This window comes from Bradyrhizobium sp. STM 3561, assembly GCF_045571455.1.
GTDB lineage: Bacteria > Pseudomonadota > Alphaproteobacteria > Rhizobiales > Xanthobacteraceae > Bradyrhizobium > Bradyrhizobium vignae.
Genome location: NZ_CP120695.1, coordinates 5,329,369 through 5,345,078, shown reverse-complemented (window position 1 = coordinate 5,345,078; position 15,710 = coordinate 5,329,369). Strand labels below are relative to the sequence as shown.

Annotated in this window: 10 protein-coding genes; 1 reads left to right on the top strand and 9 read right to left on the bottom strand. The window is 62.9% G+C overall.

Features of this window, described 5'->3' with window-relative positions; translation table 11 throughout:
- Positions 1-653 precede the first annotated feature (653 nt).
- The 9 genes from P6U28_RS25290 to P6U28_RS25250 form a co-directional block, all read right to left on the bottom strand.
- The gene (locus tag P6U28_RS25290; protein ID WP_407120182.1) at positions 654-1,046 is read right to left on the bottom strand and encodes a hypothetical protein; all 393 of its coding nucleotides are present in this window, start codon (positions 1,044-1,046) and stop codon (positions 654-656) included.
- A 125-nt stretch (positions 1,047-1,171) separates the two neighbouring features.
- Complete coding sequence (locus tag P6U28_RS25285) at positions 1,172-2,623, bottom strand: type II and III secretion system protein family protein (RefSeq protein ID WP_407120181.1); 1,452 nt, start codon at positions 2,621-2,623, stop codon at positions 1,172-1,174.
- 547 nt (positions 2,624-3,170) lie between these two features.
- The gene (locus P6U28_RS25280) at positions 3,171-4,487 is read right to left on the bottom strand and encodes an ATP-binding protein (RefSeq protein ID WP_407120180.1); all 1,317 of its coding nucleotides are present in this window, start codon (positions 4,485-4,487) and stop codon (positions 3,171-3,173) included.
- Positions 4,484-5,197, bottom strand: coding sequence for a response regulator (locus P6U28_RS25275; protein WP_407120179.1), 714 nt, complete (start codon positions 5,195-5,197; stop codon positions 4,484-4,486). The genes P6U28_RS25280 and P6U28_RS25275 overlap by 4 nt, the downstream gene beginning before the upstream one ends.
- A gap of 90 nt (positions 5,198-5,287) precedes the next feature.
- Positions 5,288-7,249 (bottom strand): MacB family efflux pump subunit, encoded by a 1,962-nt coding sequence (locus P6U28_RS25270; protein ID WP_407120178.1) that lies wholly within the window; start codon positions 7,247-7,249, stop codon positions 5,288-5,290.
- Position 7,250: 1 nt separating this feature from the next.
- Entirely contained in the window at positions 7,251-8,483 is a 1,233-nt protein-coding gene (locus tag P6U28_RS25265) for an efflux RND transporter periplasmic adaptor subunit (protein WP_407120177.1), read from the bottom strand.
- Positions 8,480-10,009, bottom strand: coding sequence for an efflux transporter outer membrane subunit (locus P6U28_RS25260; protein ID WP_407120176.1), 1,530 nt, complete (start codon positions 10,007-10,009; stop codon positions 8,480-8,482). Before P6U28_RS25260 ends, P6U28_RS25265 begins: the two co-directional genes overlap by 4 nt.
- Positions 10,010-10,772: 763 nt before the next feature.
- On the bottom strand, positions 10,773-11,771 hold the full coding sequence (locus P6U28_RS25255) for an IS110 family transposase (protein ID WP_122402735.1): 999 nt from the start codon (positions 11,769-11,771) through the stop codon (positions 10,773-10,775).
- Between the two features lie 455 nt (positions 11,772-12,226).
- On the bottom strand, positions 12,227-12,610 hold the full coding sequence (locus tag P6U28_RS25250) for a hypothetical protein (RefSeq protein WP_407120175.1): 384 nt from the start codon (positions 12,608-12,610) through the stop codon (positions 12,227-12,229).
- 279 nt (positions 12,611-12,889) lie between these two features.
- Between P6U28_RS25250 and bamA the strand changes: the two genes are divergently transcribed.
- A complete protein-coding gene (gene bamA / locus P6U28_RS25245) occupies positions 12,890-15,403 on the top strand; it encodes an outer membrane protein assembly factor BamA (RefSeq protein WP_407120174.1) in 2,514 nt (837 codons plus the stop codon).
- Positions 15,404-15,710 lie beyond the last annotated feature (307 nt).

The window sequence follows — 15,710 nt, the reverse complement described above, 5'->3', positions numbered from 1 at the left end:
TTGCGTGATACCCACTAACGCGCCAGAGGTTTTGTCCACCGACCAGGACCTTTCCGGACGGAGTGGTCGGGATCCCAAAGCGCCATTGTTCAGCCCCAGTGGAGCTGAAGTCGGGCAGAACTTCTGGCACTCGCTATGCGGTTCGCGCCAAGCGGCAGCCCATTCCCGATGCGTGCCTAATGCAGATAGAACAGATAATCGTACTGAGCGTGGTTGGGGTGATCGTCGCCGCGGCAACCATATACTACGCTCACTTCGTCTGGAGAAACCAAACGCGCAAATAGCAGGACGCGGCAGCCGGACCGCCGGTTTACGTGACAACGTTCGCAATTGAGCTGTGAAACGTCGTGCAATCGAATGCACACCGCAATTCGATCCGGTCGTAAACTCCAGGATAATCTGTCAGCCGCTATTCACCCATCTGCATGTTATCCTTTGGACGAAGCGGGCGCTTGGCAGTTGCCATGCTGGAGCAGGCATGATCCACGAGAGCGGTCTGAAATTCCTCTTTGGTGACTGCGCTTGTTGGGCCTGCGGCGCTTTTTCGCTGTCCAGTTCGTGGTCGATGTCTATGGCTAGAAGAGACCGTCGTTAAGTCAGAGGTTTGGCCAAACCGTCGTCCAACAAAATGACCTGCATCCCACCTCGCCAGCCTAGGCGTTCCGGTCGGAACCATCCGCGTTCTTGTTCGACCCAGGCAGGCGCTTGCCGACGAACCCCTTGATCGCATCGTAAGCTTCGAGCAGTGGCGGCGTTAACGAGAAGAACGTGCCAAGCGCGATTGCGATGACGACATGGCGTAACGAAATGCCCTTTGGGCCATAGTTCATCCCGGCCGCGATGGGCGCAGTCTCGCTCGACCTGTTCGCGACTTCTGCGCTCTGCGGCTTGCGCGGCGAGATCATCAACACGACGAAGAGGACATTGATCAGCACCCAGACGCCGAGAATGATTAGCAGCGTTCTCATTCGTACGGGGCTGATTTCGGCGAGGGCGAGGCAGGCCGCACCAAAGCCCATGCGCAAGACCAAGAATTCAAAGAGCATTTCGCCAATCCAGATCCGTGAAGCCTCGGTGCATCCTGTGCCCGAACAACGGCGGGATATCGGCGAGCATGTTTATGGGCGTTGCAGAGATTACCTGAACGTTGCCGGCGCGCGGCGGGAATGCATCAATCGGTGATGAAGCCGATATCACCGCGACGGGCTCCTGTTGATCCTGTTCGGCCATAAAGGCGATTGATGTTGCCGATGAGAGTGGCTTGCGGGTCGCTCGGCCCGACAAAGCCGTCATCCGGCCGCGACAGTTCTCTCGGACTTACGGCGCGAACGAGGTAAGTCGTCACGAGGACGACGAGCTCGGTCTGGTTGTTGACGAAGTCCTGACTCCTGAAGAGCGCGCCCAGCAGCGGCACCTGCATCAGCCCGGGCAATCCATTCACGGCTCGCTTTGTCTGGTCCTGAATCAGGCCGGCGATTGCCATGGACCCGCCCGACGGGATCTCGAGCGTGCTCTCGGCTCGACGCGTCTTGATGGAGGGAACCGTCAGAGAGTTGGTCGTGTTGTCGCTCACCGCCTGGGACAAGGTGATCGAATTCTCGTTCGAGAGATCCGACACCTCGGTCATCAAGTGCAAGCTGATGCGGCCTTCAGCCAGCACGACCGGCGTGAAGCTCAACGACATTCCGAACTTCTTGAAGCTGATTTGGGTCGTGCACACATGGGTTGTGGGGTCGCAAGAATACCCCGCGGGAACAGGAAACTCCCCACCGGAAACAAAGGTGGCGGCCTCTCCCGATATCGCCGTCAGCGTAGGTTCCGCCAGCGTGCGTACGACACCCGCCTTCTCCATTGCCCTCAACGTGGCCGTCGTTCCACCGGCTGACAGAGCCACGCTGTTGCCATCGACAAGATTCTTGCCGTAGGCTGTGAATGGATTCGAATTCGTCAGGCTCACAATCGATGTGCCTGAGCTGAGGCTCGTGCTGAGATCCACGCCAAGCTGCTTTACGATCTCGCGTGAAATCTCGGCGACCGTCACCTTCAACATGACCTGATCGCGGCCCCGAACCGCGATCGAGTTGACGACCTTGTCGGCCGCTCCCGTGAGGCGCGTAGCAATATCGTTGGCCTGCTGGGCTTCGAGGGGTGTGGCGACGGTGCCGGTCAGGATTACGCCATCGCCGACGCCGTCGATCTGGATTTTGGCGGTGGGAAGCGCCTGCTTCAATGCGGCACGAACACCGTTCAGGTCGCGCTTGACGGCGATGTCGTAGGCGACGATCGACTGGCCGACAGTATCAAAGAACACGACGTTGGTTTGCCCAACAGCGGCGCCGATGATGTAGGCGCGCTGTGTCGATCGCAGCACCACGTTTGCTATCTTGGGATCCGCGACCAGCACGTCCTTTACATCACGTGGAAGGTCGATCACGATCGATTTACCTATGCCGAGGGGGACAAACCGCGCATCGAACTGGCCGATCGGGTCTCCTTGTCTCGCGGATCTGCGGTCCGCTGCGTTCGCTCCCGACGACGGTCCAAAGGCAACAACCGCCAGAACGAGGAGAACTGGAAGCCAGTGCCTGGAAGCACGCAACGATGGTCTGATGTCGCCCTGCATAACGATTATCCTTGACATCTCATCCTCGGAGGGCGTCACGGGTTCCTCGCAGGAGCACGTGACGACCAACGCGGATTGAACGCTGCAGGTCAGGCGGTCAGGCGCCTCCAACTCAACTGAAACAAAATTGAAATCAGCGACATACGAGGAAAAAGAACGCCAACATTCCCCCGGCGGCAGGCATCAAACCGATGGCTCGTAATGCCAGCGTGGCTTTGCTTGACGCATCAGCTTCCGTACCAATACGCAACATAGCCAGGCTTCGCCTGTTGCCATAGTTTCCGCGTTGAAAGCGTCGGAAGGCCGGCTTGCGCTCGGGGCGGTCAACTTGGTCGAGGAGAGCGTCGATTGCGTGCTGCGTGTCGAGCCGTTCGGTGAATCAGGGTTGATGCCCGCAAGAGCCTTTGCCCGGCGTTCTGGCCAAATCGCGCGTCCGGGCGCAGGGCGATGAGGAAACGATCATGAGCTTCTCTAAACCTGACGCCGCCACTCGCCGCCAAGTTGAAGTTTGAGGTCGTGCTAGTTGAAAGAGGGGGCCACTTCTGCTTCACTCGTGGCTAAGGCCCGCATTGGAAAGCAGCAGGCGGACGCGAAGACCCCTCGGTTCGTTGTCGAGCAGCAGCAGCGTTCCGCCATGCGCGGTCACGATCGCCTGCGTGATCGAGAGGCCGAGGCCAAATCCCGCCGTTTCGTCCATGGTGCGGGCTTCTTCTCCTCGCACGAAGGGTTCCAGCATCGCCGCCTTCTTCTCATTGGGTATTCCAGGGCCGTCGTCGACGACGTCGATGATAATCTGGTCTCCGGCGATCAAGAGCTCGACGCGGACTTCGGTTCCGAAGCGCGTGGCGTTTTCGACCAGGTTTGTGACCGCGCGATTGATTTCGTCCGGCCGGACGATGAATGCGGCTCTGTCCGGACCAAGATAGTGCACCGCGTGGCCGCTATCCGAAAACTGGTCGCAAACCATCTGGAGCAGCGCGGCAACGTCGACCAGTGTCGGTCTGGCAGCGCTTTCACTGCGCAGCAGCGAGAGCACCGACTCGAGCATCGACTGCATCTGATCGAGGTCGCGTACGGTTTGGGTGCGCTGTGCTGGATCCTCGATGTATTCCGAGCGTAGCCGCAGGCGCGTAATCGGGGTGCGCAGATCGTGGCTGATGGCGGCCAGCATTCGACTTCTGTCGTTCATCAGTGCGGTAACGCGTTCGCGCATCCGGTTTAGCGCTCTCGCCGCGGATCTGATTTCCTCCGGGCCGTTTTCAGGCAACGGCGCGGACGAGCGATCCAGGCTGAAGTCCTCCGCCGCGCGCGCGAAGGCCGACAAGGGCAAACTGAGTGCGCGTCCTGCCCAGACGCCGAGCAGCGTCACGCTTGCCACCAGGAACAGGAGCGTGCTCGTCCAGAGGCCGCTGACGAAGGCAGGCATCTTGAATGTCCCGATCGTCGCCTCGAGCACGTCGCCATTTGCCAAATAGAACCAGAGGCGATTGTCTTCCGGTGTGGAACCACGAATGAGATCGACCGGGCCTTCGATAGCGGATGGGGTGGGCAGGCGCGTCCGCTCTGGCAATGGAGCCGTGGAGGCGGAAGCATCCTTCTTTAACTGCAGCTTCAGCGCCGGAAAGGTTCGGCTGACGTTTTCAAGAACGAGATCCCGCTCTCCCTGCGGCGTATTGGCGATGATCCTCGCGATCAGCTCAAGCTGCTCCACGGGCCTGTCCGTCAGAACGTTCGGCCGGTTGAGCAGAAAATATCCGGCGATCAGGACGTGGATCAGGATCAGCGACACCAGCACAAGGGCCGCGATCTGGCCGCTGATCCGCCTGAAGCTGAACAGCCCGACGGTGTCGGCGGCGCGGCTCATGCTTCCTCCACCACCGGCGTGAAGATGTAGCCGCCGGTGCGGACGGTCTTGATCACGGACGTGTCTTGGGTGCGATCGAGCTTGCGGCGGAGCCGGCTGACCAGCACGTCGATGCTGCGGCCAAAGCTGCCGCCGGGCCGGCCGCGCGTCATGCTCAGGAGATTGTCACGGGTGAGGACGCGGCCGGCCCGTTCGCAGAAAGCTTGCAGCAGATCGAACTCGGCGCTGGTCAGCGGCACCTGCGCGCCCTCGGGATCGCGCAACTCCCGCAAACGAAGATCGATGATCCAGCCCAGGAACTTCAGGCGTGTCGCCGCGCCTCCGGCGGCACGGCCGCTCGCCTGGCGGCGCAGCACGGCATTGATCCTGGCGAGAAGCTCGCGCGGGTTGAACGGTTTCGGCAGATAATCGTCCGCCCCCATCTCGAGACCGAGGATCCGGTCGAGATCCTCGCCCTTCGCGGTGAGCATGATGATCGGCGTCGTGGATTCCATGCGCACGCGGCGGCAGAGGCTCAGACCGTCCTCGCCCGGCAGCATCAGGTCGAGCACGATCAAGTCCACCCGGCTTTGCGACAGATGCCGGTCCATCTCCCTGCCGTTCGTGACCAGGTGGACCGCGAACGAATGCTCGCGCAGATAACGCGCGATGAGGTCGCGGGTCTGCCGGTCATCCTCGACGATCAGAATGCTCTGCGTGTCGCTGGTCATGTTTGAGATCGCATCGGGGTTGCCGATCGTTGATCGATTTGCGGACGATTGTCTCGTCCGAAGAACTACGGTCATGGTGCAATCCTACGGTCAGTCACGGCTTAATGCCACTACGGGGTCGAGGAAGGCGGCGCGGCGGGCGGGGAAGAAGCCGAAGGCGACCCCGATCCCGGTCGAGGTCAGGAACGCCGCACCGATCGAGAACATCGAATAGGTGACCTGGAATCCCGGCGCCGCGATGTTGATGGCGACGCCGAGCAGGACTGCAATGAGAATGCCGGCGATGCCGCCGATCGACGAGATCAGGGTCGCCTCGACCAGGAATTGCTGGAGGATGTCGCTGCGCCGGGCGCCGACCGCCATGCGCGCGCCGATCTCGCTGATTCGCTCCGAGACAGACACCAGCATGATGTTCATCACGCCGATGCCGCCGACGACCAGCGAAATCACCGCGATCGCCGCCACGAGGAAGGCGAGGGTTTGCGTCGTGCTGGTGATGGTGCGGCGGATATCGTCGGTATTGAGGATGACGAAATCCTTGGTGTTGTGCCGCTGCGTCAGCAGCGTGGTGACCGCGTCCTGCGCCAGCGTGGTCGAGATCTCGTCGCTGATCCGCAGCAGGATGCTGCGTAGTGAACGATCGCCCGTGAACTGGGCCTGCACGGTGGTGTAGGGCAGGTAGACCGACAGATTCTGGTTCGAGCCGAAGCCGCCCTGCTGCTGGGCGATGACGCCGACGATGCGGCAGGGCACCTTGCCGAGCCAGATGACGCGGCCGATCCCCGAGTTCTGGTCGTTGGCGAAGAAGGTCTTGCGGGTGTTGTCGTCGATGACGGCTTGCCGCTCGATGTTGCGCACCGCGGCGGAGTCGAACAGGCGGCCTTTCGCCAGTTTGGCGCCCTTGACCTGGAAATAGCTCTCGCCGACGCCGTTAACCAGCACGTTCGATTCGTTGCCGCGGTAGCGCACCGTCGTGCTGGTCGAGACCGTCGGTGTGACTCCGGCAATGAAACTCTGCTGGCCGAGCGCGCGGGCATCGCCGAGTACGAGCGTCTTGATCTTGCCGGCGCGCGCGTCGCCAAAATCCTTGCCCGGAAACACCTCGATCGTGTTGGTGCCGAGACTCGAAATGTCCGACAGCACCTTGCGCTGTGAGGCGTTGCCGAGCGCAACCACGGAGGACACTGCGGCGATGCCGATGATGATTCCGAGCATAGTCAGGAAGGCGCGCAGCCAGTGCGCGGCCATCGCCACCAACGCCATCCGCGAGGCTTCCCGCAGGCGCCGCAACGCGCCGGGCCAGCCGGCGCCGCTGTCCCGTGAAGCCCGAGACGCCGCAACAGCCGGGACCGATGCGCCTGCGGTCTCGGTGCGCCGATCGGAAACGATCCTGCCGTCGCGCAGTTCGATGGTGCGCTCGGCCCGCGTGGCGACATCGGCATCGTGGGTAACGATGATGATCGTCCGTCCCTCGCCGTGCAGCTCCTTCAGGATCTTAAGGACCTCCTCGCCGCTGCGCCGGTCGAGCGCGCCGGTCGGCTCGTCCGCCAGGATGACTTCGGCGCCGTTGATCAGCGCGCGTGCGATCGAGACGCGCTGCTGCTGGCCGCCCGACAGCTGGTTCGGGCGGTGGCCGCGCCGGTCGTCCACACCGAGTCTTGCGAGCAGCCGCTCTGCGCGCGTGCGGCGCTCCCGGGTCTTCATTCCGGCATAGACCGCCGGGATCTCGACATTCTCGGCGGCGGACAGGTCGCCGAGCAAATGATAGCGCTGGAAAATGAAGCCGAAATGCTCGCGCCGCAGCGCCGCCAGTTCGTCTGCGTCGAGTTCGGAGACGTTCTTGCCGGCGACATGATATGTGCCCGAGGTCGGGCGGTCGAGGCAGCCAAGGATGTTGAGCAGCGTCGATTTGCCCGATCCGGACGAGCCGATGATCGCCACCATCTCGCCGGGCTGGATGTTCAACGACAAATCGTCGAGCGCAAGCACGCGCGTGTCACCGGCCGCAAATTCCCGCCTGACGTTCTCGAGGGCGATGATCGGATCGGCCATCTCAGGGCCCTCCCGGCGAGCCGCCGGGCATGCCGCTCGATGCGGTCTGCTCGCTGGCTTCTCCGGTGACGACCCGGTCGCCCTCGTCGAGGCCGGACCTGATCTCGACCGTCGTGCGGTCATTGAGGCCGGTCTTGACCTCGCGCTCGCGCACGTCACCCGACGCATCGAGAACGCGGACGGTGCTGCGGCCGTCGGATTTGCGCATCAGCGCGAGCGCGGGGATGACCTTCACGCGCTTGGCGTCACCGGTGATGATGTGCACCTCGGCGGTCATGTAGGTCCGCAGCGAAAGATCCTTGTTGGGGACGTTGAAAACACCGATGTAGTAGATGGCGGTGCTGGTGGAGCTCGACGAACTCGAACTCGTGCTCGAACTCGATGTGGTGGTCGAGGAGAAGCTGGCGTCGCTCTTGATCGACTCGGGAGCCGGCTCGATCTGCTCCAGCCTGGCCTCGTAGCGATGGTCCTGGTCGCCGAGGATGGTGAAATAGAGCGCCTGGCCCGGTCTGACCTTGACGATGTCGGCCTCGGAGATCTCTGCCCGCACCGTCATGGTCTCGAGTTGGCCGAGCACGACGATGGTCGGAGCGGACTGCACCGCGTTGACCGTCTGTCCCTCCTGGACCACGGTGGCGAGCACCGTGCCGTCGATAGGCGCGGTGATCCTGGTATAGTCGAGATTCACTCGCGCCGTCTCGACGCTGGCTTCGGCTCCCACGATCAGAGCTTCGAGCGCGGCAATCTGGGCGCGGGTCTGCCGCACCGTCGAATCCGCACTGTCGAAGTCGCTGCGCGAGGTGGCACGCTGCGCCAGGGTCGCCTGCTGTCGCGCGAGGTTGGCTTCCGCCAGTACCAACGCGGCTTCCTTCTCGAGTTTCTGAGCGCGGTAGTTCTTGAGCGAAGCTTCCGAACTGCGCAGATCGTTCTGCTTGGTGATGGGGTCGATCTGGGCGATGACGTCGCCGGCCTTGACCGTGTCGCCGACGCGGACATTGAGCGCGGTGATCCGGCCCGACACCTGCGCGCCGACGGCAGTCAGGCGTGCCGGCTTGAGCGTGCCGCTGGCGAGCACCTCCTCGCGCAGATCGCTGACGGTGACCGGTGCAGTGATATAGGACTGTGCCTTGCTCGACGTCGCCGGAAAGCGCATGGCGGCCACCATCCCGGTTGCCACGACGGCAACCACCGCGGCGGCAATCTTCACGCGCTCGGCGGTGATGATATCAGTCACCTCACCGTCTCCCGGAAGTGTGGTCCTGTATTGGTGTCCACGATGATCGGCGTCGATATGTCGACCGGATCGGACCAGCCGCCACCGAGGGCCTTCGCGAGGGAAATGTAGTCCTTGGCGGCGGATACCTTGCTCTGGATCAGCGAATCCTCAGCCGAATAGAGCGAGCGTTCGGCGTCCAGCACGTCGATGAAGCTCGCGCTACCGGTCTCGAACAGCGACCGCGAGAGCCGGGCGGCCTCGCGATAGTTCTTCGCTGCCTCGGCCAGCTTGGACGCGCGATTGCGCTCCTGCGACAGCGACACCAGCGCATTCTCGACATCTTCGAGCGCGGTGAGCAGGGTCGAATGGAACGTCGCGAACGCCTGGTCGCGTTGTGCTTCGGCAATCCTGACTGTCGCTAGGCGCTTGCCCGCATCAAAGACCGGCACTGTGACCGAGGGGCCCACCGACCAGCTCACGCTGGAATATTTTGCGAGATCGCCGGCACCCAGGGCAGAGGTGCCGACCGAGCCGGTGAGCGACACCGCAGGATAGCGGTCCGCTTCAGCCGCGCCGATCTTGGCGGTTGCCTGCGCCAGCTTGCGCTCGGCGCTGGCGACGTCGGGGCGACTCTTGAGGAGATCGGCGGGCAGGCCCGTGGGCAACGGCATGCGCGGTGCGGGCACGGGCGCGGACTGTGCCATCAGCAAAGCGACGCCGTCGGGCGGCTGTCCGAGCAAGATGCCGAGCCGGTGAATGTCGGCCGCAAGCGCCGCCTGGTAGGTTGGAACGTTCGCCTCCGTGCTCGCGGCTTGTGCGGTCGCCTTGGCGAGATCGACGGCGTTGCCGCTGCCGGCCTCGTATTTGCTGCGGGTGAGCTTTTCGGTGTCGCGCTGCGAGACCGATGTTCGCTGCGCCAGCGCGATCCGCGCCTGGTAGCCGCGCGCCTCCACGTAATAGGCGGCAACGTCGCCGATCAGCGTGACGAGGCTGTCGCGCAGATCCTCCTCTGCCGATTGCTGCCCACGCACCGCTGCCTCGATGCTCCGTTGCGTGCCGCCGAACAGGTCGAGCTCCCAGCTCGAATCGAAGCTCGCCTGGTGCAGCGTGTAGGGTGCTGTGTCGACGACGGCCGAGGCGGAGCCCGCGCTGGTCTTGTTGTTGGTCACCGAGGCCGAGCCGCTGACGGAGGGAAACAGGCCTGCGCCGGTCTGCTGAACCGTTGCGCGCGCCTCGCGCACGACCGCCTTGGCTTTGGCAACACTGGGGTTGGCTTCGACGGCCTGTTCGATCAGCTGGTTGAGCAGGGGATCGCGCAGGCGCATCCACCAGCGATCGAGCGTGCCGGACTGACGCCGGGAAGTTGGTTGTGCGCTCCAGTGCGACGGCATGGCCAGCCCGGGCAGCCCGGCATAATCCGGCCCGACGGCGCAGCCAGCCAATGCGGCAACCAACATCACCGCGACGCAAGCCGATCCGGCGCGCGACAGGGCGGCGCGCAGTGCTTTGGGCGTCGGATGACTATTCTCATTTGGGGAAGGCACGGGGATTGCGACGGGCAAGTGTGACGGCATCAAATCGGCTGAGATCCTTGGCCTCGCCCCGGAAACAGCGGCGCTTACGGCTCTCGGAGGGCAGGACGAGGCCGGAACCACTAGCCTAGAGATCGTGGCCTTTCGGCAGCCCGAATGTTGCTGAATGTAAACAGATGTTGCGCGGCATCTCAGCGCCGGCGTGGGGCGGCCGTCAGGGACAACATCGACCTGTTTCGCGCCGCGTCAACCCTTTAGCGCGAAAATATTCCGCGTTACCGAAATTCGGAAATAACGTATGTGTCGCCCATCCGAGTTCAACTTGAGGGGCGATCCCGTCGTCGTCTTGATCGCGAGCCGGGCTTGCGGTGGACGCGGCAGCGTCGGAAGCGAGAGGTGCGGGCAGGGAGGGTAGTCCCCAGTGAGCTCGTGGCCGCGCGCGGACGAACGGCGCTGCTAGGTTCGTCTCGTCTGTAAGTTTCCGGCTTCGTCGACGGAGTCGGGAATACTGCGGGCGAAATGGCGGGCCGTGCGTACGGCAAAACCGTGTGGTCCTGGCCGTCGTTGTTACGGTCAATCGCTTGCGGAGGCGGCATCTCGCGTCAACCGGCGCGGGCGCCGGTGAATTCCGTGAGCGCGAGGGAGGCCAGAACGAACTCGGCTGCGGGGAGCAACTGTGTTGAAGTAGCCCGGCGATCGGCCGGCCTCAAGGCTGGCGCTGGCGCGCCACCGCCTCCGGCGGCTTCCGGCCTTGACCCCGTCCGCTCGCCGGTCTTCAGGGCGTGCAAGCGCTCGGCGGAAGCCGAGCGGAGTTGCTCACTTCGTACCGGCCGGCGTCCCATTTCTCGCCGCGTGCGATCATGACGTTCAGGATCACGATCAGCTTGCGCATGCAGGCGGTGAGCGCAACCTTCGGCTCCTTGCCTTTGGCGATCAGGCGATCGTAAAAGGCCTTGAGCACGGGGTTATGCCGGGTCGCGGCTCCCATGGACGCCATGTAGAAGACGTTGCGGACCTTGCGGCGTCCGCCCTGGATATGACGGACGCCCCGACGTTTGCCGCTGTCGTCGTCATAAGGCGCAGCACCCAGCAGGGCCGCGGCCACTTTGTTGCCTATCTGGCCGAGTTCCGGCATCGCCCCGATCAGTCCGGCGGATGTGCCCCCGGCAAGACCTGGTACGCTCTCGATGATCTCGGCGAGTTCGGCAAAACGCGGTGTGGTCTTGATCAGGGCTGCGATCGCTGCTTCCAGCTTGGCAATTTCGGCGGCGAGCCGCTTCAGCAGGCGATTTTGCATCTTCTGCACGACGTCAGGAGTGGAATGCTCCGTCCTGTTTCGCAAGCTCGTCTGCACGTCAATCAGAGCCTGGCGCGCACTCACGATCTGCGCCAGCTTCTCGCGTGCCGCATCGTAGGCTTGCCCCCTTGCCTCAATGAAGGTCTCGGCGAACCAGGCAATCATCTCCGCATCGATCGGATCGTTCTTGGCGAGCTGTCCAGCCGATTTGGCGAAGTTGCGCACCCGCTTTGGATCCACCACCAAGCCTTCGATACCATCCTGGCGTAGCACCTTGGCCCACTCCCGCTCATAACCACCGGAAGCCTCCATGGCGGCTTTGCCGACCTTGTGCTTGCGAAGCCAGCGGATCAGCGCTCGCCGACCTTCTGGGCTGCTCGCGAACGTCTGCCGTTGTGACAATGAGCGAATGCACACATCCACCTTGTCCTTGGCCACGTCGATGCCAGCGACAAGGACGTCGTTTTGTGCCATCATCTACTCCCTTCCTTGCTCGGTTCGGGCTCGAAGCCCATGCAACTGTTCGGGTTGAGGAAGACCACCGGATCTGTCCCTCGCTCCCCGACAGGCTCAAGGCCTTTGAGCACGAACGGGCTCAGATCCAGCGACGGGCGGTTTTGCGAGAACCGCCCGTTCGCACATTCTGGCAGATTTTCTGGACACAAGAGCGCGCCATAAGCCGTCCGACCATCGCGCAGGGAAGGCCGAGTGTTTGGCTACACCTGTATGCTGCTGTGCGGTTCTTTTGCGCTACCTTTCGCGCACCGGACCGCGGGTGCCAGTCGGCACCCGTTCTTCCCTGCGCCCCCTTGCCATGAGGGCGGCGAGACCAAGCAAGGCTCGGGCGAAATGCGCCGCGAGGATGCGAAGGTGTGTCTGGTCAGTGCGAACTGACAAGCGTTGTGGCGAGTAGGGGACGGGAAGGTCTCCAATCACCAGGAGATCGGGATTCGCTGCGTAAATCCGCCCAGGTCCGAATCCGGATTCAGGGGCTGACGATCGAGCGACCGGTTGCCGCTTCCGCGCGCGAACGATGCGCCGGGTGGCAAGGCGTAATCGGTGAATTTGCGCTCCCCCGGAAGCACTTCGGTCCCGCCATCGAGCCACGAGCGCTTGCTGACGTAGACGCGCGTATGCGGGCCGGACTGGTATGAGCGGTTGGGGCCGTGCGGACCATACTCGTAGACGACATCGTGCGATGCTGGTCGTTGGTCGCGTTTGCGAGTCGTCGCGGCGTGGACGGTGAGGGTCGAGGAGAGGAGGACGACCAACATCGTCCTGGTTACGACAAGCGTGTTCATCGGCAAATGCCCCATGCGAGTTCTCGATGCCGTCGCCTCTCGCACCGACTTCGGAGGCTGTAAAGAATTCAGGCGTTGCGCGATGTTGCTGCGCGCGCCTGATGGGGTTCCAGATCGGCCACCTGCATGCCCGGTCATTCGCCGCTGGAGGCTCGCGCGGTCGTCATGATGGACGCGCTCACGCGGCTGATCCGCGCATCAATCTCAACGACTGGAAACAATCCAGCAATCTCAAAGCCACATCGCGGCCACAGCCGTCTCGTTTCAGAGCAGGAGGTGCTCTTGAGGTGTGGAATGTCGGTGTTGCGGGTCTTGCTGATCGCGGTCGCGATGAGTGGTGTATCGATTGCGAGTTCAATTCCCGTCGTGCTGATGCCGCAGCCGGCGGCCGCGCAGGGGGTGGAGACGATCGTGGTGGAGGGCAATCGCCGCGTCGAGGCCGAGACGATCCGCTCCTATTTCAGGCCCGGACCGGGCGGCCGCCTCGATCAAGCCGCCGTCGATGACGGACTCAAGGCGTTGATCGGGACGGGCCTGTTCCAGGACGTGAAGATCGGTCAGTCCGGCGGCCGTCTCCTGGTCGCGGTGGTGGAAAATGCCGTGATCGGCCGTGTCGCCTTCGAGGGCAACAAGAAGATCAAGGACGAGCAGCTCTCGGCAGAGATCCAGTCCAAGCCGCGCGGGACCTTCTCGCGGGCGCTGGTGCAATCCGACACGCGGCGCATCGCCGAGATCTACCGGCGTTCGGGTCGGTACGACGTGCGCGTCACGCCCGAAATCATCGAGCAGCCGAACAACCGCGTCGATCTCGTTTTCACGGTCGAGGAGGGCGCCAAGACACCGGTCAAGTCCGTCGAGTTCATCGGCAACAGCGCCTTCTCGGCCTCGCGATTGCGCGACGTCATCAAGACCCGTGAGAGCAATCTGCTCAGCTTTCTGGGCAACAACGACGTCTATGATCCCGATCGCGTCGAGGCCGATCGCGACCTGATCCGCCGCTTCTATCTCAAGAACGGCTTTGCCGACGTCCAGGTCGTGGCCGCGCTCACCGAATACGATCCGGAGAAGAAGGGCTTTCTCGTCAGCTTCAAGATCGAGGAAGGCGCGCAATATCGCATCGGGTCCGTCGACTTCCACTCCAGCATTGCCAATTTCGACACAGGCTCGCTCCGCACCTATTCGCGCGTCAGCGCCGGGTCGCTCTACAATGTCGAATTGGTCGAGAAGTCGACTGAAGAGATGCAAATCGAGGCCTCGCGCCGCGGCTATGCCTTTGCCGTGGTCCGTCCCGGCGGTGACCGCAATTTCGAGGCGCGCACCGTCTCCGTCGTGTTCAATATCGACGAAGGCCCGCGGACCTATATCGAGCGCATCACCCTGCGCGGCAACACCCGCACCCGCGACTACGTGATCCGCCGCGAATTCGACCTCTCGGAAGGCGATGCCTACAACCGTGCGTTGGTCGACCGTGCCGAACGCCGGCTGAAGAACCTCGATTACTTCAAGAGCGTCAAGATCGTCACCGAGCCGGGCTCCTCCAGCGATCGCGTGGTCCTTGTCGTCGACATGGAAGAGAAATCGACCGGCGACTTCTCGATCTCCGGCGGCTATTCCACCAGCGACGGCGCGCTGGCCGAAGTCTCGATTTCAGAGCGCAACCTGCTCGGCCGCGGTCTCTACGGCAAGGCTTCGGTGAGCTACGGCCAATACTCGCGCGGAATATCGCTGTCCTTTGTAGAGCCCTATCTGCTCGACTACCGGATGGCGCTCGGTATCGACACGTATTGGAAGCAGCAGAAGTCGAACAGCTATACGAGCTATGGTGTGACCACGCTCGGCTTCTCTCCCCGGATCGGACTGGCCTTGCGTGAAGACCTCTCGCTCCAGCTGCGCTATTCGCTCTATCAGCAGAGCATCACACTCGCTAGCGCCTACAACAACTGCAACAACAACGCGTCCAACTCCTCGCTGGCCTACAATCCTACGCCGGCCTACATCCAGAACGTCCTGGGCGGCGTGGATCCGACCAATTCCACGAGCTCGGGCGTCTATGGCTACGGCTGCTACGGCGACGGCGAGTCGAGCCTGCCAGTCCGGAAGGAACTGGCGGACGGCGCGACCTGGACCTCGGCGCTCGGCTACACGTTGAACTTCAACACGCTCGACAATACCAAGAATCCGACGGACGGGCTGCTGGTCGACTTCCGGCAGGATTTTGCGGGGGTCGGCGGCGATGTAACCTATCTGAAGACTGCGCTGGACACCAAATACTACACACCGCTCGTCTCCGAAATCGTCAGCGTGATCCATCTCCAGGGCGGCCTGCTCAGCAAGCTCGGCAACCAGGACCTGCGCATGCTGGATCACTTCCAGATGGGCCCGAACCTGGTGCGAGGCTTTGCCTCCAACGGCATCGGGCCGCGCGACATCACCTACTATAACTACGGTTCTAACGGCGATGCGCTCGGCGGCACCAAATATTGGGGCGCGTCGATGGAGCTGCAGATGCCGTTCTGGTTCCTGCCCAAAGAGGTCGGCCTGAAGGGCGCAGTCTACGCCGATGCCGGATCGCTCTGGGGCTACCAGGGTCCGACCTCATGGTCGGCCACCGGCGAAGTCAACACCAAGGCGTGCCCAACCTGCGGACTGCAATATGACGACGGCAGTACGGTGCGATCGTCCGTCGGCGTCGGCCTGATCTGGGCCTCACCGTTCGGGCCGCTGCGCTTCGACTACGCCGTGCCGCTGACGAAGGGCAAATACGACACGGTTCAGGAGTTCAGGTTTGGGGGTGGCACTTCGTTCTAGTTGGACGCCCGCCGCTGCCTGTCGAGAGAGGATCACGTCAATCTAGGAGAGAGCCGCAAGCATTGGCAGGCCAACGAGATCCTGCGAAAGCGAAGCGCGCCCATTTGGGCGTGGCAGAGTTCGACGGCAGTCCAAGCCATGACCGCCTCCACTGGATGGTCATCGTGGAGGATCTAGGGCCAGGTAATGCGGAGGGTCTTGCCGATCGCCCCATCGAACGCCACGCTCACATGAGCAGGCGGTGCGCCAGCATCGATGTCGATGCCAGTGTCGGAGAATTGGGCATGCGGAGCTGCGCGACTGCCGC

What these genes read in the sequence shown, in the direction of transcription:
- P6U28_RS25290 (WP_407120182.1), bottom strand. Translation starts at nt 1,046, where the DNA reads ATGCTCTTTGAATTCTTGGTCTTGCGCATGGGCTTTGGTGCGGCCTGC.
- P6U28_RS25285 (WP_407120181.1), bottom strand. Translation starts at nt 2,623, where the DNA reads ATGCAGGGCGACATCAGACCATCGTTGCGTGCTTCCAGGCACTGGCTT.
- P6U28_RS25280 (WP_407120180.1), bottom strand. Translation starts at nt 4,487, where the DNA reads ATGAGCCGCGCCGCCGACACCGTCGGGCTGTTCAGCTTCAGGCGGATC.
- P6U28_RS25275 (WP_407120179.1), bottom strand. Translation starts at nt 5,197, where the DNA reads ATGACCAGCGACACGCAGAGCATTCTGATCGTCGAGGATGACCGGCAG.
- P6U28_RS25270 (WP_407120178.1), bottom strand. Translation starts at nt 7,249, where the DNA reads ATGGCCGATCCGATCATCGCCCTCGAGAACGTCAGGCGGGAATTTGCG.
- P6U28_RS25255 (WP_122402735.1), bottom strand. Translation starts at nt 11,771, where the DNA reads ATGATGGCACAAAACGACGTCCTTGTCGCTGGCATCGACGTGGCCAAG.
- P6U28_RS25250 (WP_407120175.1), bottom strand. Translation starts at nt 12,610, where the DNA reads ATGGGGCATTTGCCGATGAACACGCTTGTCGTAACCAGGACGATGTTG.
- bamA (WP_407120174.1), top strand. Translation starts at nt 12,890, where the DNA reads ATGTCGGTGTTGCGGGTCTTGCTGATCGCGGTCGCGATGAGTGGTGTA.